Origin of the sequence: Streptosporangium sp. NPDC000396 (assembly GCF_042898655.1) — a bacterium.
In the GTDB taxonomy this organism is placed as follows: Bacteria; Actinomycetota; Actinomycetes; order Streptosporangiales; family Streptosporangiaceae; genus Streptosporangium.
Genome location: NZ_JBIAZA010000020.1, coordinates 141,764 through 159,256, shown reverse-complemented (window position 1 = coordinate 159,256; position 17,493 = coordinate 141,764). Strand labels below are relative to the sequence as shown.

The window sequence follows — 17,493 nt, the reverse complement described above, 5'->3', positions numbered from 1 at the left end:
AACCTCCTCCGGGTTTCCACCCGGCAGTCCATGGGCCGCCCGAACCGGGAGGCTCTCCTCAAAGGCCAACCCCGGGAAGCTTCAAGAAAGGGTTATCGCGGTTCAATAAAACGTCATCGACACACGTGACACACGCGACACCTCACACCCCAGGGAAGGGCATAAGTTTTCCATAAAAAGGATTAAAGTGGCGGTTGTCTAAACGAGAAGTAAATGAAAGACGATTTCCGGAGCGCCGCCGGGGAGGCGTCGGGCGACCCCAACGGCCCAGGCAGCCCCCAACGATCCGGGCGGCCTCGACGGCTCAAGCGGCCGGGCGGCCCAGAGGCCGCTTACGGATCGGCGATCCCAGGAACCGGCGCCACGGACACGGCGAGCACCCCTGAAGGGCGAACCCTGCGGGAAGCACCGCACCGCGAACGCGCGAGCCCGCTCCTCGGGAGGAGCGGGCTCGTACGTTCCGCCTGCCTGCTTCCAGGGCCAGGCTTTCGTCGTCAGATCTTCAGGGCCGATCCGATGGCCGGTTCCAGGAGCGCCGGTTTCGGAGACGTCGATCTCGGAGGCATCGGATTCGGGGTCAGCTCCAGGCGATCATGCGCAGGGGATCCTCCAGCATGGCGCCGACGTCGCGCAGGAAGAGCGAGCCGAGCTCCCCGTCCACGACCCGGTGGTCGAAGGAGAGCGCGAGCGTGCACACCTTACGCGGCACGATCTGCCCGTCCACCACCCAGGGCATGTCCCTGACCTGGCCGAAGGCCAGGATTGCCGACTCGCCCGGATTGAGGATCGGGGTTCCCGCATCCACCCCGAACACGCCCACGTTGGTGATCGTGATCGTGCCTCCGGCCATGTCGGCGGGCTGGGTGCGGCCCGCCCTGGCGGTCTCGGCGAGGGTGCCGAGGGCCTTGGCCAGCTCGGGAAGCGGCAGCGCCTGGGCGTTCTTGACGTTGGGGACGAGCAGGCCGCGCGGGGTGGCCGCGGCGATGCCCAGGTTCACGTAGTGCTTGACCACGATCTCCTGAGCGGCCTCGTCCCACGCCGAGTTGATCATCGGGTACCGGCGCGCGGCGACGAGCATCGCCTTCGCGACCAGGAGCAGCGGCGAGACCTTGACCTCGGCGAAGTCGGGCAGCTCCCGGAGCCGCCGGACCGCGTCCATGGTCTCGGTCACGTCCACCTGGAGGAACTCCGTGACGTGCGGGGCGGTGAACGCGGAGGCCACCATGGCCTGCGCCGTCGCCTTGCGCACCCCCTTGATCGGAATTCGCTCCTCACCGGCCTGTACGGCCTGCGCCACCACCACCGGCGCGCCGGCCGTACCGACCGCCGCGTGGACGTCCTCCCGGGTGATCGAGCCCTGCGGGCCGGTCCCGGTGAGCGTGGCCAGGTCGACCCCGAGATCCTTCGCCAGTTTCCGGACGGGAGGCTTGGCCAGCGCCGCGACCCGCCCCGCCGGAGTGGCCGTCTCGGCGGGCAGGCCACCGCCGGCAGCGATCGGCCCGGCCGCCTGGGGAACGAACCCGCTCTCCCGGCCGGGCACCCGGCTCTCCCGGGTGACCGGCTCGGTCTCCGGGACGAGCGGCTGGCTCTCCCGGGTGACCGGCTCGGCCTCCGGGGCGGGCGGGTGAGCGGAGCGGGCGGGCTGCGCCTTGCGGGGACGGCGTTTGGTGGCGCCCGTCTTGACGCCGTAGCCCACCAGGACGGGCTGGCGTTTCTCCTTGGGGGGCTCCGGCACCATGTCCTCGGCCAGGGCCTGCTCGCGCTCGGGGGCGGGTGCCGAAACGGGGGCCGTGCCGTCGTCCACGGCGATGATCGGCCTGCCGACCTCCACCGTCTCGCCCTCGTCGGCCATCAGGGCGGCCACCACGCCCTCGAACGGGCAGGGCAGCTCGACGACGGCCTTGGCGGTCTCGATCTCCACGATGATCTGGTTGACCTTGACCGGGTCACCGACCTTCACGTGCCACCGGACGATCTCGGCCTCGGTCAGGCCTTCGCCCACGTCGGGGAGCTTGAACTCCTTCATCGTCACCTCCCCTTCTCAGAACGCGAACGCACGGTCGACGGCGTCGAGGACCCGATCCAGGTCGGGCAGGTAGTGATCCTCCAACCTGGAAGGCGGATAGGGGGTGGACGGCCCGCCGACGCGCAGCACCGGGGCCTCCAGGTTGTAGAAGCAGCGCTCGGTGATCCGGGCGGCGATCTCGGCGCCGAAGCCGTTGTAGACCGGAGCCTCATGCACCACGACGCAGCGCCCAGTCTTGCGGGCGGATTCCACGACCCGCTCGACATCCAGCGGATTGAGCGAGCGCAGGTCCACGACCTCCAGGGAACGGCCGTCGTCTTCGGCCGCCGCCGCGGCCTCCAGGCAGGTTTTCACCATCGGCCCGTAGGCGAGCAGGGTGAGGTCCGTGCCTGACCGTACCACCCGGGCCTGGTCGAATGGCGTCCAGTCGGTGGCGGCGGAGGAGGTGTCCACCTCGGCCTTCTCCCAGTAGCGCCGCTTGGGCTCGAAGAAGACGACGGGGTCGTCACACCGGACGGCCTGCTGGATCATCGTGTAGGCGTCGACGGGATTGGAGCAGGCCACGACTCGCAGGCCCCCGGTGTGCGTGAAGTACGCCTCGGGCGACTCGCTGTGGTGTTCCACCGCGCCGATGCCGCCACCGCAGGGGATCCGCACCACGACCGGCAGCTTCACCTTCCCCAGCGAGCGCAGCGGCATCTTGGCCAGCTGGGTGATGATCTGGTCGGCGGCGGGGAAGACGAACCCGTCGAACTGGATCTCGCACACCGGCCGGTATCCCCGGAGCGCGAGGCCGATGGCGGTCCCGATGATCCCCGACTCCGCCAGCGGGGTGTCGATGACCCGCTGCTCGCCGAAGTCCTTCTGCAGCCCGTCGGTGACCCGGAACACCCCGCCGAGCTTGCCCACGTCCTCTCCCATGACGAGGACCTTGGGGTCGTCCTCCATGGCCTTGCGCATGCCCTCGTTGAGCGCCTTCGCCAGCGTGAGAGTCGTCATCCCTCGAACCCCTCCAGGTAGGCGGCGAACTGGGCGCGCTCCTCGTCCATCAGACGGTGCGGCTCCGCGTAGACGTGGTCGAAGATGGCCAGCGGTTCGGGATCGGGCAGTTCGAGGCAGCGTTTGCGCACGTCCCTGCCCAGGTCGTCGGCCTCGACGTCGATCGCGTCGAAGAACTCCTGGTCGGCGATCTGGTTCTTGAACATGTAGGCGCGGACCCGTTCGATCGGGTCCTTGAGCCTCCACGCCTCCAGCTCGCTGGCCACCCGGTAGCGGGTCGGGTCGTCGGAGGTGGTGTGAGCGCCCATCCGATAGGTGAAGGCCTCGATCATCATCGGGCCCTGCCCGGACCTGGCGTCGGCCAGCGCCTTGCGGGTCACCGCGAGGCAGGCCAGGACGTCGTTGCCGTCGACCCGGACGCCCGGGAAGCCGAAACCGCTCGCCCGGCGGTACAGCGGGATCCGGGACTGCTTCTCCAGCGGCTCGGAGATGGCCCACTGGTTGTTCTGGCAGAAGAACACCACCGGAGCGTTGAAGACCGACGCCCAGATGAACGACTCGTTCACGTCTCCCTGGGAGGTGGCGCCGTCACCGAAGTAGACGATCGTGGCAGCTTCGGCGCCGTCGCGCTGGACGCCCATGGCGTAGCCGACCGCGTGCAGGGTCTGGCTGCCGATCACGATCGTGTACAGGTGGAAGTTGTGCTCGGCCGGGTCCCAGCCACCGTGGTTGACCCCGCGGAACAGGCCGAGCAGGTTCACCGGGTCCACACCGCGGCACCAGGCCACGCCGTGCTCGCGGTAGGTCGGGAAGGCCATGTCGGCCTCGGTCAGTGCTCGGCCCGAGCCGATCTGCGCGGCCTCCTGGCCGAGCAGGGACGCCCAGATGCCCAGTTCGCCCTGGCGCTGCAGTGCCACGGCCTCCAGATCGACGCGACGGACCAGGACCAGGTCGCGATAGAGACCGCGGATCTCCTCCGGCGTCAGATCGATGTCGTAGTCGGGATGCTCGACCCGCTCTCCTTCGGGGGTGAGCAACTGGACGAGTTCCGGGGGTGCTTCCGCACCACGAGGGGCCTCGGATGTCACGTGCCGCTCCTGTGTGCTCGGGGCCGTCCGGACGGGTTCGCCATCCGTATCCGGCCGATCAGCGACGCATTCGACCCGTCTGGTGGTGGTTCGTCTGCGTTTGTGGACATCGTGGCAGAGGTCACATACCCGTGCGCAAGACCTGCCTTGGCATCCATACGCTCCCCGTTCCCGCTGAACCCCGCTTTACCCTCGCACGGCGGCCTCCCCGCCCCGGCGACGAACCGCCGGGGAAGCCCGTTACGCTTGAGACGCGAATCATCCCCGCTGCAACCAGGAGGAACACCGTGGCGCGCGTCATCGTCGACGTCATGCTGAAGCCCGAGATTCTCGACGCGCAGGGCCAGGCCATCGCCCGCGCACTGCCGCGGCTGGGTTTCTCCGGTGTCTCGGCGGTACGGCAGGGCAAGCGGTTCGAGGTGGAGATCGACGGTCCCGCCGACGAGGCCGCGCTCGCGGAGGTCCGGAAGATGGCCGAGACCCTGCTGGCCAACACCGTGATCGAGGATTACACGGTCAGCGTGGAGCCGTAGACGGTCACATATGACACGGGAAATTCCCTACGTCCGGCTAAATCACACTCCGCGTGTGTGATAATCCCACAGCTTGACCAACAGTAAATAACATTAAGGTTATTTTGCGGTTAGCCCGGATTCTGCGGGGAAATCTTGACAGGGTGACGTCTGGCCCCGGGAGGGATCCGGTGGATATCGAGTTCTCGTTGGCTCTACCGAGAGAGGCCATCGGCATTCCGATGGTCCGCAGGGCGCTGGGCGACTCCCTGCGCTCGCTCGGCGTCACCGAGGACTGCGTGTCCGACATCCTGCTCGCCGTCACCGAGGCGTGTGCCAACGCGGTGCGCCACGGTGGCCCGGCCAACCGCTACGAGGTCGAGGTGTCGATCGGCTACGGTCGCTGCGACGTCCGCATCATCGACAGGGGCCACGGCCTCATGCGGGTTCCCGAGCGCTACCCCCCGGCCGACACCGAGAACGGCCGGGGCATCCTCATCATGCAGGCCGTGGTGGACGAGATCTCCTTCGACATCGCGCCTGGCCGGGGAACGACCGTCCATCTGCGCAAGCACCTCGACTGGGACGAGGACGCCGCCTTCCTCCGCCGCCAGATGCTCGCCGCCGTATAAACAGCCGCCTAGACACCCGTGGACACTCCACGGCGCAGGCCCCGCGATCAGCGATCGCTCGGTCGTCCCGACGACGGCGTATGCCGTACGGCCACCGCCGTAAGGCCGTGCCCACGCCCGCCGCAATTGTGTGATCCTCCAAGTCATGAGCCGGTTTCGGCGTGGTGAGCTGTGTGATCGCATGACTCCGTGTGTGACCTCTCGTCCAGGAGCGGATAGCCTGGGCCCACCGCCGCAGACCAACGTCCGATGTGTGAGGCGTCGGCGCGGCGCTCGTTTGTGGAGGGGAACGCTGTCATGAGTGCTGCCCGCGTGGGCGTCGTCACTTTTCCCGGAACTCTTGACGATCAGGACGCGGCCCGTGCCGTGCGTCACGCAGGCGGCGAAGCCGTCCCGCTGTGGCACGCGGACCCCGATCTCAAGGGTGTGGACGCGGTCTTCCTGCCAGGCGGGTTCTCCTACGGGGACTACCTGCGGTGCGGGGCGATCTCCAGGTTCGCACGACTGATGGAGGAGCTGATTCCCGCCGCCAGGGCCGGGCTCCCCGTCCTGGGCACCTGCAACGGCTTCCAGATCCTCTGCGAGGCCCACCTGCTGCCCGGCGCGCTGATGCGCAACGCCGGACTGCACTACATCTGCCGCGACCAGGGCATCCGGGTGGAGAACACCGCCACCCCGTGGACCTCGGACTTCACCGAGGGCCAGGAGATCGTGCTGCCGATCAAACACGGCGAGGGCCGCTACGTCGCCGACGAGGCGACCCTGAGCGCGCTGGAGGCGGGCGGCCAGGTCGTCTTCCGCTACGTCGGGGGCAACCCCAACGGCTCCCTGAACGACATCGCGGGCATCCGCAACGAGGCGGGAAACATCGTCGGCCTCATGCCTCACCCCGAGCACGCGGTCGAGGACCTCACCGGCGCCCCGAGCACGGACGGCCGCGGGTTCTTCTCCTCGATCCTGAAGAAGCTGGTGAACCTGTGAGCGAGCGAGCCGACAAGCACAGCGATCCGGCTCCTGCCGCCGATGGAGGAAGTCATATGAGCCTGGACACCGTCAAGCGGGCCGAGGACACTCCCGACGAGCGCCAGCCGTACGCCGAGCTGGGCATGAAAACCGACGAGTACGACCGGGTCCGCGAGATCCTCGGCCGTCGGCCCACGAGCTCCGAGCTGGCCATCTACAGCGTCATGTGGAGCGAGCACTGCTCCTACAAGTCCTCCAAGGTGCACCTGCGCCAGTTCGGCACCAAGGCTCCCAAGTCCGAGGCGCTGCTCGTCGGCATGGGCGAGAACGCCGGAGTCGTGGACATCGGTGACGGCTGGGCCGCCACCTTCAAGATCGAGTCGCACAACCACCCGTCCTACGTCGAGCCGCACCAGGGCGCGGCGACCGGCGTCGGCGGGATCGTCCGCGACATCATGTCGATGGGCGCACGCCCGATCGCGGTGATGGACGCGCTGCGGTTCGGCGCGGCGGACGCCCACGACACCAGGCGGGTGCTGCCCGGCGTGGTCGAGGGCATCAGCCACTACGGCAACTGCCTGGGCCTGCCCAACATCGGCGGCGAGGTCGTCTTCGACCCCTGCTACATCGGCAACCCGCTGGTCAACGCCCTCTGCGTGGGACTGCTCCGCAAGGACCAGATCAAGCTGGCCACGGCCCCCGGCCCGGGTAACAAGGTCGTGCTGTTCGGCGCGCTGACCGGTCCCGACGGCATCGGCGGCGCGTCCGTCCTGGCCTCGGCCACGTTCGAGGACGAGTCGCACGCCAAGCGCCCCAGCGTCCAGGTCGGCGACCCGTTCATGGAGAAGCTGCTGATCGAGTGCTGCCTGGAGCTGTACCAGGCGGACGTGGTCGTCGGCATCCAGGACCTCGGCGCGGCCGGTGTCTCCTGCGCGACCACCGAGCTGGCGGCCAAGGGCACCGGCGGCATGGACGTCAAGCTGGACCTGGTCCCGCTGCGCGACCCGTCGCTGCGGCCCGAAGAGATCCTGATGAGCGAGTCGCAGGAACGCATGATGGCGGTCGTCACCCCCGACGACATCGACGCCTTCATGGCGATCTGCGCCAAGTGGGACATCCCGGCGACCGTGATCGGTGAGGTCACCGACTCCGGCCGCCTGGTGATGACCTGGTACGGCGAGACCATCGTGGACATCCCGCCGGGCACCGCGGCCGACGAGGGCCCGGTCTACGAGCGGCCCTTCCACGAGCCGATCGGCCAGGCCGCGCTGAACGCCGACGAAGCGGGCCGCCTCGACCGTCCCTCGGATCTGCGCGCGACGCTGCTCACGCTCCTCGGCTCGCCGAACCTGGCTTCCAAGGAATGGGTCACCTCCCAGTACGACCGGTATGTCCGGGGCAACACCGTGCTGGCCCAGCCCGCCGACGCCGGTCTCCTGCGGATCAGCGAGGTCATGCCGGGCGCCGAGGAGACCACCCGGGGCATCGCGCTGGCCACCGACGGCAACGGGCGCTACGCCCGCCTCGACCCCTACGCCGGAGCCCAGCTCGCTCTGGCCGAGGCCTACCGGAACGTGGCCGTGACCGGCGCCAAGCCGCTCGCCGTGACCAACTGCCTCAACTTCGGCTCCCCCGAGGACCCCGAGGTCATGTGGCAGTTCGCCGAGGCCACCCGCGGCCTGGCCGACGCCTGCAAGACCCTGGGCGTGCCGGTGACCGGCGGCAACGTGTCCTTCTACAACCAGACGGGAACCACCGCGATCCACCCGACCCCGGTCGTGGGCGTGCTGGGCGTGATCGACGACGTGGCCAAGCGGGTCAGAAGCGGCTTCACCGGCGCGGACGAGAAGGTCGTCCTGCTCGGCGATACCGACGAGGAGTTCGGCGGCTCCGAGTGGGCGCACGTGGCCCACGGCCACCTCGGCGGCCTGCCGCCCCAGGCGAGGCTGGAGGCCGAGCGCGACCTGGCGCTCGTCCTGACCGAGGCGGCCTCCCAGGGCATGCTGACCGGCTCCCACGACCTGTCCGACGGAGGCCTGGCCATCGCCCTGGCCGAGGCGTGCCTCGCGCAGGGCATCGGCTGCACGGTCTCCCTGCCGGGCGGCGAGGCGTTCGTGGGCCTGTTCAGCGAGTCGTCGGCCCGCGCGCTGGTGACCGTGAAGCCGGAGTCCTTCGACGCCTTCGCCGAGCTCTGCGCCGCCCATGACGTGCCCTGCTACGGCCTGGGCACCACCGGCGGCACCTCGCTGGTCGTCGAGGGCGTCCTCGACATTCCGGTCACCGAACTCCGGCAGACCCACGAGGTCACCCTTCCGGGCATCTTCGGCTGACCCTCCTGCCTCCGGGGGCACCGGTCATACCGGTGCCCCCGGACACAGCCCGTACCCCGACCACACGCCTCCACCAGGCGTGACACAGTCCACGGCGCCGGTACTGATCGGCCCTACATGTTGATCATGTGGCCAGCGAGCCCGTGGATGGCCTCCTTGACCGCCTCCCCGAGCGTGGGGTGGGCGTGCACGTTGCGGGCCACTTCGTTGACCGTCAGATCCCACTGCTGGGCCAGGGTCAGCTCCGGCAGCAGCTCGGTGACCTCCGGCCCGATCAGATGGGCGCCGAGCAGCTCCCCGTGCTCGCCATCACTGAGGATCTTGACGAATCCGACGGTGTCGCCCAGGCCGTGGGCCTTGCCGTTGGCGGTGAACGGGAACTTGGCCACCTTCACGTCATAGCCCAGCTCGTTGGCCTGGGCCTCGGTGAAGCCGAAGCTGGCGATCTGGGGCTGGCAGTAGGTCGCCCGCGGGATCATCACGTAGTCCAGCTCCATCGTCTCGGCGCCCCCGATGGTCTCCGCCGCGATGATCCCCATGGCCTCGGCGGCGTGCGCCAGCATCAGCTTGGCGGTCACGTCGCCGATCGCGAAGATGTGCGGCACGCTCGTGCGGCACCGGCCGTCGATGGCGATGGCGCCGCGCTCGGTCAGCGCGACCCCGGTGCGCTCCAGCCCGTAACCCTCCACCCGTGGCTCGAAGCCGATCGCCTGCAGCACCTTGTCCGCCTCCAGGACCTGCTGCTGCCCGTCGCGTGAGACCGTCACCTTCACCGTGGCGCCGGAGTCGTCGATGGCCTCCACCCGCGTCGAGGTCATCACCTCGATGCCCAGCCGCTTGTAGCGCTTGGCCAGCTCCGCCGAGACCTCCTCGTCCTCGGTGGGAACGACACGGTCGAGGAACTCCACGATCGTCACCTGGACGCCGTAGTTGTGCAGCACGTAGGCGAACTCCACCCCGATCGCGCCCGCCCCGGCGATGATGATGCTCTCGGGGAGCTTCTCGGTGAGGATCTGCTCCTCGTACGTCACCACCCGGTCGGTGACCGACGTGCCCGGCAGCAGCTTCGTGGTCGCGCCGGCGGCGATGATGCAGTGGTCGAACGTCACCCTCTCGCCGTTGACCTCCAGCGTGTTGGCGTCGACGAAGGTGCCCCGGCCGTTGTATTCGGTGATGCCGTTCTTCTTCATCAGGTAGTGCACGCCCTTGACGCGCCCGTCGGCGACCTTGCGGCTGCGCCGGAACGCCTCGCCGTAGTCGAAGGTGACCTGCCCCTCGACCCGGATGCCGAAGGTCTTGGCCTCGTGGGTGAACAGGTGGGCGAGCTCCGCGTTGCGCAGCAGCGCCTTGGAGGGGATGCATCCCACGTTCAGGCAGACGCCGCCCCAATAACGCTCTTCGACGACTGCAGTGCTCAGCCCGAGCTGGGCGGCCCGGACCGCGGCCACGTATCCCCCGGGACCCGCGCCAAGGACTACGACGTCATAGTGAGTGCTCATGAATCGGACAATATTGAATGCGGTCCCGGGGAGCCCAGGGGGGTCGCCACCCGATTCGGCCAAAACATAGTTCAGACCGGCCATATCCCCTCGCGAGCCTGAACTCAGGCGCTGCGACGCCGGGGGCGGCGCGTTGGGTGGCGCAGGTCACGCTCGCCGGCGCCCTCCGGCCGGCGCGCCACGGCGAACCGGCTACGAGGTGAGGATGCTGACGCCCACCGCGGACGCACTCGTCTGCCGCAAGTCGCGCGGCTGCCCAAGGTCCGGATGCCCGCGCGTCGCCGCGTGGTTCTCCGGCCGGTTGCAGAACCAGGCAAGGTCGGCTGCCGGGCTCGGTGACACGCTTCTCCCGGCTTCAAGGGGTGAGGCGGGGGACGCGGCGAGGCCGCGTGGTTCCCCCGCCCCTGACATGCCGGTGTCCGGGTCAGGCCGTCATACGGCGGCGCAGATCACGTAGACGGCGCCCTCAGCCTTGGTGGTTCCCTGGCCTCCGCCGTTACCGCCGGACTCGCCGGCCACGCTGGGCCCGTTGGAGTTGCTGTTCACGTCGATGGAGACCTTCCAGCCCGACGGCTTTCCTCCGCTGATCGCGGGGGCGGAGGCCGCCACGAGGACGTTGCCCTTGACCTGCGACAGGCTGTAGCCGCCACCGGTGGCGACCTTGCCGGAGCCGCAGGAGACCTCCTTGCTGCCGTCGCTGGAGAAGCTGAAGTACTCCGTCTGGTAGCTGATCTTCACGCCGCCCGTGCCGGGGTCGCCCTTCGGTCCGGCAGGACCCTGGGGGCCCTGGGGTCCGGTGTCGCCCTTCGGCCCCTGTGCGCCGTCCTTGCCGGGCTTGCCGTCCTCGCCGGGGAGGCCACGCGGGCCCTGCTCGCCCTGCGGACCCGGCTTGCCGTCCTGGCCGTCCTTACCCGGGAGACCCGGCTTGCCGTCCTGGCCGTCCTTACCCGGGAGACCCTGCTCGCCCTGGGGGCCGCGAGGGCCCTGCGGGCCGGCGGGGCCGGTCTTGCCCGCGGGGCCCTGCGGACCCTGCGGACCTTGCGGGCCCTGCGGACCGGTCCTGCCCGCAGGACCCTGCGGGCCGGCGGTGTTCACACCCTGGGGCCCGGTGTCGCCTCCCCAGGTCACCCGGATCTCCGTCGGCCTGCACACGGCCGACGGGTTGACGATCCGCGCGTAGCGCGTCTTCTTGTGCACACATGCATGGATTTCGGCACCGGCCGCCGACGCGACGGCACTGCCGCCCGCCATGAACAGGGTTCCGGCCAACACTCCGACGGTCACGACGCCGATCGTGCGTCCGCCCGGCAACTTGATAGCCACTGGGCTTCCTTTCTGCGACACCAGGGACTGGTGTGATGGGAGAAGTACGTGTAGTACACGTTTCAACCGTTCCAAACGTTGTCGCGCCACATATCACGCTTTGGCATCGGAAGCGTTACCGTCGGTAGCCTTACCGCCTCGTCCGCATGCGGGATAATCGGGTCGTTCGGAGGAGACCCCCGTCCGGTCGGGCGCGGGCGGACGCAGCAGGGAGCCTTCAGGGCTTTCAAGACACGGAGGCCACCGTGCCGGCGAACGACCTGACGAGCGCATCGACCGAGGAGACCGAGGAGCGCGCCGGGCCGAGCCCCTACCTGCCACCGGCGACCCAGCCGGTCCGCGCGGTGGTCTGGGCGATCCATCTGGTGCTGCCGCTGCTGGGGCTCTGGCTGCTGCTGGCCAACCACGAGAACCTGAACATCAAGTGGCAGGACAACCCCACCCACTTCTGGCTGATCATCGGCGTGGCGGGGATCAACCTGGCCCTGGGCGTCATGATCAGCCAGGCGTCGGCCCGCCGGGCGGACGCCCGGCTGCTGCTGGTCTCGCTGGTGTTCCTGAGCAGCGCCGGATTCTTCCTGATGCACGGCCTGGCAACGCCGCAGATCATCCTTGAGAAGGGGAGCTACGGGTTCGACCTCTCCCAGCCGTTCGGTCTCCTGGTCGCCTCGGTGTTCGCGTTCGTCTCGGCCCTGCCCCTGAACGAGCGGGCGGCCGGGGCCGTACTGAGATCACAGATCTGGCTGCGCGGCGGGCTCGTGCTGCTGCTCGCCGGCTGGGGGGCCGCCTCGCTGGTACCGGGCCTCACTCCCCTGAGCGGCAGGCCTCCGGAGCACGGCGCCGGTCTCGGCGGATTCGAGCTGGCCGGGGTCGTCCTGTACGGCCTGGCCGCCGCGATGATGTTCCAGCTGCACCGCAGGCGCCCGGCCGCCATGCTGATCAGCCTGATCACCGCCTACGCGTTGCTCGCCGAGGCGATGATCGCCGCGATGTCCCGCCACAACTGGCACCTGTCATGGTGGCTGTGGCACCTGCTGCTGACCATGGCCTTCGTGTTCGTCGCCTACAGCGCCTACCTGCAGTTCCGCCGGGAGGGCACCAGCGCGGGGCTGTTCGACTCGGTGGCGCTGTCGGCGACCGTCCAGAGGATCAGGGCCGAGTACGAAGACGCCCTGGAGGAGCTCGTCGGCCACCTCCGGCGCAGGGCGGAGACCAGGGTTCCGGTCGCGACCAGGCTGGCGGGCAAGTTCGGGCTCACCGAGAAGCAGGCGGCGGTGCTCGACCAGGCCGGTGAGGCGCTGGCCAACGAGCGGGAGCTGTCCGAACGGCTCGCCGCGCTGGTGGACACGGGAAACCAGGCTCGCGTGGGGCTGTCCGAGCGGGAGCTGCTGGCCCGATCCCTGGAGCGAGTACGGCAGGCCTACGGAGACGTGCGCATCGAACTGGTGTCGGACGGGCGGGTCACCCTGGGCTCCCGGGTCTACCAGCAGCGGCACTTCGCCGAGAACGAGCCCGTCCGGCTGGAGACGACGGTCGTCCATCCGCTCACGGTGAAGGGCCGGCTCGCCGGGGCGATAGAGGTGCCGGTGGGCGGGACCCCTCAGGGCGAGGCGCTGGCCGCCACGCTGGCGAGCCAGCTGTCCATCTCCCTGGAGAACGCCCGGCTCTACCGGGAACTGTCGACCCTGTTCCGGCAGTACATGTCACCGGATGTGGCCAACTCCCTCCTGGCCGACCCCCAGACCGCCGCGCTCGGGGGCAAACTGGTCGAGCTGACCGCGCTCTTCGCCGACCTGAAGGGCTTCACGAGCTTCTCCGAGCGGGCGGCGCCGGGTGAGATCGTCGAGATGCTGAACCGCTATCACACGGCGGCCGTGCCCGTCATTCTCGGCAACGGAGGCACGATCGTGCAGTTCGTGGGGGATGCCCTCCTGGCGCTGTTCAACGCTCCCGCCCCGCAGCAGGGGCATGCCGCCGCGGCGGCGAGGGCGGCGCTGGCCATGCAGGAGGCGGCCGAGAAGATCGCCGCCGGAACGCCGGGCTATCCCCGGTTCAGGATCGGGATCAACACCGGGCTCGCGCTGGTCGGCAACATCGGCAGTCCCGAGCTGCGCGGGTTCAACGCGATGGGTGACTGCGTGAACGTCGCCGCCCGCCTGGAGGGCATCGCCGAGCCCGGCACCGTCGTGATCGGCCAGAGCACCCTCGACCAGATCGGCCCCCGCGCCAGGGTCCGGTCTCTGGGCGAGCTCAATCTCAAGGGCAAGGAACAGCCCGTCCACGCATATGTACTCTCGGGTCTGTCGTAGAAATCCGTTTCCGGGCGAAAAACGGGCAGAGACAATCGACGTCGCCAGGAGGTGCCCATGAGTACTCCCCCCGAGCCGGGCGAGTTCGTCACATTGCTCACAGCCGACGAAGTCGCGGCGTTGCACGCGGCGGGGCGCCCCAGGCGGTGGGACCGGGGCGCGACGATCTGCACCGAGGGCGACGTCGCCGACTGGGTGCTCCTGCTGACCTCCGGCCGGGTCAAGGTCTCCTCGCACACCGCCGCCGGGACCGAGGTGGTCCTCGCGGTGCGGGGGCCGGGGGCGCTGCTCGGCGAGTTCGCCGCCCTCGACGGTCTGCCGAGGTCCGCCACGGTCACCGCGCTGGAGCCGGTAGAGGGCGTCGCGATCCGTGACTTCCCCGCCTATCTGCAGGACAACGGCCGGGTCGCGGTGCTGCTCATCCAGATGCTGATCGGCAAGATGCGCGACTCCGACCGCAAGCGGATCGAGTACGGCGCGTTCGACACCACGGGCCGGGTGGCGACCCGGCTGGTCGAGCTGGCCGAGCGGTACGGCGAGCCGGCCAACGGCGCGGTCCGGGTGGCGCTGCCGCTCTCCCAGGACGAGCTGGCCGGCTGGACCGGAGCGTCCCGCGAGGCGGTCAGCAAGGCGCTGCGCTCGCTTCGGGATCGCGGTCTGGTGGAGACGGGCCGCCGTACCGTGATCATCCATGACATGGAGGGGCTTCGCCGGCGCGCCCGCTGACGCCGCGACCGGCGAAGGCGCGTCTCCCGGCAGGCCCCGTGAGCCTCCCGAAGGCCCCTGGCGGGCGGCCGCCGACTCGACGACCGACCGGCGAAACGCGTCTTCGGGCGGCGCCCCGACCTCGGCGGGTTACTCCCGGCGATGGACCTCCATCGGGGGCGAAGTACACCGTACGTCAGACTTGGGTGCATGGTCGCGATCCCCCAAGACCCGCCCGATTCCCCCGAATACATCTCGAAACTCCGCTACGCGTGGCGGGTGTGCTCGGTCACCAGCCTCGGCTTGGTGCTGATCGGCATCTCCGGAAGCACGCTGAACGTGGCGCTCCCCGAAGTGGTCAGGCACTTCCACGCGGACGCGTTCGCCGCCGGTTGGATCCTGCTGGCGTTCCTGCTCGTCAACACCGCGAGCCTGGTGTTCTTCGGCCGGGTGGCCGACCTGCTCGGGCGCAGGGAGGTCTATCTGGCGGGATTCGCCCTCTTCACGATCGGGTCCCTGCTGGTCGGCCTCTCGCCCGGAGTGTGGTTCCTGATCGCGATGCGGGTGGTGCAGGCGGTCGGGGCGGCGATGCTCCTGGCCAACGGGACCGTGATAATCACCGACGCGTTCCCGCCCGATCGGCTCAGCCAGGGCATGGGGGTGTACATAGGCACGCTCTCGGTCGCCCAGCTCGCCGGCCCCACCCTGGGCGGTCTGATCGCCGAGACCGCGGGCTGGCAGTGGATCTTCTGGGTGAACGTGCCGGCCGGGCTGGTCGCCTTCGTCTGGGGCGCGTTCACCCTCCGCCGGGTCAGCCGGGGACCGCGCGAGCCGGTGGACGCGCTCGGCAATCTGATCGTTTTCGCCGCCCTGTCGGCCGCGCTCATCGCGCTGTCCGAGGCGGGCTCGCGGGGCCTGTCCAGCCCCGTCGTGATCGTCGGCGCCTCCGTCGCGGTGGTCCTGGTCCCGGTGCTGGTCGTCGTGGAGCGCCGGGCGTCGCACCCCGTGCTCGACGTACGGCTGTTCGGCGAACGCATGCTGGCCTTCGCCAACCTGGCCTCGTTCTGCAACGCCCTGGCCCGCGCGTCACTGATCCTGCTGGCGGCCCTCTACTTCCAGGCGGCCAGGGGCGTCGACGCGGTCACCGCGGCCTTGGGCGTGCTCCCCGTCCCGGTCGGCATGGCCATCGCCTCCCCGGTCGCGGGCTCCCTGGGCCGCCGGATCCCCCCTCACGCGCTGTCGGTCGGCGGCTCCCTGCTGAGTGCCGCCGGGCTCGGCGTCCTGCTCGTGAACACCGACCCCGCCACGCCGTACTGGATCATCGGGGTGGGGTTGTTCCTGTGCGGGTGCGGCAGCGGCGCCTTCCTCACCGGCAACACCACGCAGGTCATGGCCGCCCTGCCCGCCGGGAGCCTCGGCGTGGTGAACGGCTTCCGCCTCATGATCATGAATGCCGGGATCGTGCTCAGCGTGGCCCTCACCCTGAGCGTCCTCACCGGCTCGATCACCGCCGAACTGCGTGGCCAGGTCTACGCGGGCACGCTCTCCCGCATCTCCCCCGTCGCCGTGGAACAGCTGATGACCGGCTTCCGCAACACCTATGCCGTGCTGTTCGCCGTCGCCCTCTGCGGAGCCCTTTTCGCGGCCCTGGCCCGCTCACGTCGCGTCCCGGCCGGGGCCCCGGGGGGCGGTTCGTGACGCCGAACCGGTTCGCACAATCGCGAACCACCAAATGGAGGGCAGTGGGTAATAAGTTGGAATCAGTGGGACGCCAACGGCGAAATGGGTATGAATGACAACGGCGCAGAGAATGGCTGATCGGCACTTCGCATAAGACGGGCGGCTTTTTCGGGGGAATTGTTCATGCGTGGTCGTCAAATATTGATGCTTCTTGCCTTCTGGATGGCTATACCCGTGCTGGTTGTTCCCAGTGCCTGGGCACACACGGAGGGCGGTCTCCCCGTCGCCTCTGCGCTGTCCGGCGGCAGGGCGGCTCTGGTCACCGGCGAGCTTCCCTCGACACCTAGCGGGATATCGGCCCGGACGCTTTCCCCGCCCGCCGCCTTCCGGCCCTCGTCCGGCCTCCGGGACTCCGGGTCCGCCAACCTCGAATCCGCCGACTCCGCACCGGCCGAAGATTCCAGCCTGCCGTTCAACGGGATCGACCAGCGACTGGCCTTCCAAGTAATGACAGCGGTGGGAGCGGTGCTGCTCTGGCTCTGCCTGAACCGGCTTTCCGTCGCGCGCCGACGCCGCCACTGGAAAGTCGACAAAGTCGACCTTCGCCACCGGCGATGGGAGAAATGACCCCCGGAGCCGTCACCCGCGTGAGCGATCGGTCACGACCTCGACACCGGCGAGCGCCCGGCTCCTGAGGACTCCGTCGTCGTTCAATCGTCGCCGAGGCGAGCCGCCAAGGTTTCGATGCCGGTCATCAGGAGGTCGACGCCGAAGGTGTCGTAGAGCCCGGCCGAGGCGCCCTCACAGAGGGGGACGGCCATCTCCACGATGTGCGGGTAAACATCCGGCGGCAGCGACTGGAGGCTGACGCGCTTGACGCGCATGTTCTCGGCGGCCTCCTGCTCCGTCCTGCCGGGGCGGCGGTTCATCGGACCGGCGGCCAGGGCGATCGCACCCTGGAGCAGGTATTTGGAGATCAAACAGCTCTCCTCGTAGGTGAACCCCGCCTGCCTGGCCAGGCCGAGGGCGGTGTCCCACACCCGCAAGAAATTCGGCACGGTCATCTGGTCCACCTCCTCCAGCACGGCCGCCGCGCACGGGTAGTGCCGCAGCACCTTGACCAGGCCAGTGACGAGCTCGCGCAGTTGTTCCTGCCACGGCCTGTCACGGTCTTCGGCTATCACGAACCCTTGGACCAGGTGATCGGCCATGCCGACGAGCAGCTGCTCCTTGTTCTTGAAGTGCCAGTACAGCGCCATCGGGGTGACCCCCAGCTCCTGGGCGAGCCGCCGGATGGTCACCGCCTGAAGTCCCTCGGCCCCGCCGATCTCCAGCGCCTGTTCGACAACGGCCTCACGGGTCAGTTTTCCCATCACGCTTGACAACTATACGCCGTACAAGTTCAACTATCCACCGTACATGTACGC

Annotated in this window: 14 protein-coding genes; 8 read left to right on the top strand and 6 right to left on the bottom strand. The window is 69.2% G+C overall.

The features are described from left to right. Window positions 1-577: 577 nt before the first annotated feature. The 3 genes from ACFY2X_RS29895 to pdhA are packed head-to-tail and all read right to left on the bottom strand — an operon-like array spanning window position 578 to window position 4,113. Window positions 578-2,026, bottom strand: a complete 1,449-nt coding sequence (locus ACFY2X_RS29895) for a 2-oxo acid dehydrogenase subunit E2 (RefSeq protein WP_389944491.1) — start codon at window positions 2,024-2,026, stop codon at window positions 578-580. Between the two features lie 15 nt (window positions 2,027-2,041). Next, entirely contained in the window at window positions 2,042-3,025 is a 984-nt protein-coding gene (locus ACFY2X_RS29890) for an alpha-ketoacid dehydrogenase subunit beta (protein WP_389944488.1), read from the bottom strand. Then, window positions 3,022-4,113, bottom strand: coding sequence for a pyruvate dehydrogenase (acetyl-transferring) E1 component subunit alpha (gene pdhA / locus ACFY2X_RS29885; protein WP_389944485.1), 1,092 nt, complete (start codon window positions 4,111-4,113; stop codon window positions 3,022-3,024). The genes ACFY2X_RS29890 and pdhA overlap by 4 nt, the downstream gene beginning before the upstream one ends. Before the next feature lie 287 nt (window positions 4,114-4,400). Between pdhA and purS the strand changes: the two genes are divergently transcribed. The 4 genes from purS (at window position 4,401) to purL (ending at window position 8,550) form a co-directional block, all read left to right on the top strand. Then, a complete protein-coding gene (purS, locus tag ACFY2X_RS29880) occupies window positions 4,401-4,646 on the top strand; it encodes a phosphoribosylformylglycinamidine synthase subunit PurS (protein WP_389944482.1) in 246 nt (81 codons plus the stop codon). Window positions 4,647-4,834: 188 nt separating this feature from the next. Further along, window positions 4,835-5,257, top strand: coding sequence for an ATP-binding protein (locus ACFY2X_RS29875; protein WP_389944479.1), 423 nt, complete (start codon window positions 4,835-4,837; stop codon window positions 5,255-5,257). A gap of 297 nt (window positions 5,258-5,554) precedes the next feature. Further along, the gene (gene purQ, locus ACFY2X_RS29870) at window positions 5,555-6,238 is read left to right on the top strand and encodes a phosphoribosylformylglycinamidine synthase subunit PurQ (protein WP_389944476.1); all 684 of its coding nucleotides are present in this window, start codon (window positions 5,555-5,557) and stop codon (window positions 6,236-6,238) included. A 56-nt stretch (window positions 6,239-6,294) separates the two neighbouring features. Continuing rightward, window positions 6,295-8,550 (top strand): phosphoribosylformylglycinamidine synthase subunit PurL, encoded by a 2,256-nt coding sequence (gene purL / locus ACFY2X_RS29865; protein ID WP_389944473.1) that lies wholly within the window; start codon window positions 6,295-6,297, stop codon window positions 8,548-8,550. A 113-nt stretch (window positions 8,551-8,663) separates the two neighbouring features. On the opposite strand, the gene lpdA is transcribed toward purL, so the two are convergent. Next, complete coding sequence (gene lpdA / locus ACFY2X_RS29860; protein ID WP_389944470.1) at window positions 8,664-10,049, bottom strand: dihydrolipoyl dehydrogenase; 1,386 nt, start codon at window positions 10,047-10,049, stop codon at window positions 8,664-8,666. A gap of 432 nt (window positions 10,050-10,481) precedes the next feature. After that, entirely contained in the window at window positions 10,482-11,372 is an 891-nt protein-coding gene (locus ACFY2X_RS29855; protein WP_389944467.1) for a hypothetical protein, read from the bottom strand. 245 nt (window positions 11,373-11,617) lie between these two features. On the opposite strand from ACFY2X_RS29855, the gene ACFY2X_RS29850 reads away from it, so the two are divergent. The 4 genes from ACFY2X_RS29850 to ACFY2X_RS29835 all read left to right on the top strand — a co-directional run bounded on the left by ACFY2X_RS29850 (window position 11,618) and on the right by ACFY2X_RS29835 (window position 16,693). Continuing rightward, window positions 11,618-13,681 (top strand): adenylate/guanylate cyclase domain-containing protein, encoded by a 2,064-nt coding sequence (locus ACFY2X_RS29850; protein ID WP_389944465.1) that lies wholly within the window; start codon window positions 11,618-11,620, stop codon window positions 13,679-13,681. Window positions 13,682-13,738: 57 nt separating this feature from the next. Then, window positions 13,739-14,407: a Crp/Fnr family transcriptional regulator gene (locus ACFY2X_RS29845; protein WP_389944462.1), complete on the top strand. Its 669-nt coding sequence runs from the start codon at window positions 13,739-13,741 to the stop codon at window positions 14,405-14,407. Window positions 14,408-14,596: 189 nt separating this feature from the next. Beyond that, window positions 14,597-16,084 (top strand): MFS transporter, encoded by a 1,488-nt coding sequence (locus ACFY2X_RS29840; RefSeq protein ID WP_389944459.1) that lies wholly within the window; start codon window positions 14,597-14,599, stop codon window positions 16,082-16,084. A gap of 216 nt (window positions 16,085-16,300) precedes the next feature. Further along, entirely contained in the window at window positions 16,301-16,693 is a 393-nt protein-coding gene (locus tag ACFY2X_RS29835; RefSeq protein ID WP_389944456.1) for a hypothetical protein, read from the top strand. Between the two features lie 83 nt (window positions 16,694-16,776). Here ACFY2X_RS29835 and ACFY2X_RS29830 read toward each other — a convergent pair whose 3' ends face one another. Further along, window positions 16,777-17,439, bottom strand: a complete 663-nt coding sequence (locus ACFY2X_RS29830; RefSeq protein WP_389944572.1) for a TetR/AcrR family transcriptional regulator — start codon at window positions 17,437-17,439, stop codon at window positions 16,777-16,779. Window positions 17,440-17,493: the final 54 nt, after the last annotated feature.

Bases quoted from the DNA above. Each gene is read 5' to 3' on its own strand.
- ACFY2X_RS29840 (WP_389944459.1), top strand. From the start codon at position 14,597: ATGGTCGCGATCCCCCAAGACCCGCCCGATTCCCCCGAATACATCTCG.
- purQ (WP_389944476.1), top strand. From the start codon at position 5,555: ATGAGTGCTGCCCGCGTGGGCGTCGTCACTTTTCCCGGAACTCTTGAC.
- lpdA (WP_389944470.1), bottom strand. From the start codon at position 10,049: ATGAGCACTCACTATGACGTCGTAGTCCTTGGCGCGGGTCCCGGGGGA.
- ACFY2X_RS29845 (WP_389944462.1), top strand. From the start codon at position 13,739: ATGAGTACTCCCCCCGAGCCGGGCGAGTTCGTCACATTGCTCACAGCC.
- ACFY2X_RS29895 (WP_389944491.1), bottom strand. From the start codon at position 2,026: ATGAAGGAGTTCAAGCTCCCCGACGTGGGCGAAGGCCTGACCGAGGCC.
- ACFY2X_RS29890 (WP_389944488.1), bottom strand. From the start codon at position 3,025: ATGACGACTCTCACGCTGGCGAAGGCGCTCAACGAGGGCATGCGCAAG.
- purL (WP_389944473.1), top strand. From the start codon at position 6,295: ATGAGCCTGGACACCGTCAAGCGGGCCGAGGACACTCCCGACGAGCGC.
- ACFY2X_RS29830 (WP_389944572.1), bottom strand. From the start codon at position 17,439: ATGGGAAAACTGACCCGTGAGGCCGTTGTCGAACAGGCGCTGGAGATC.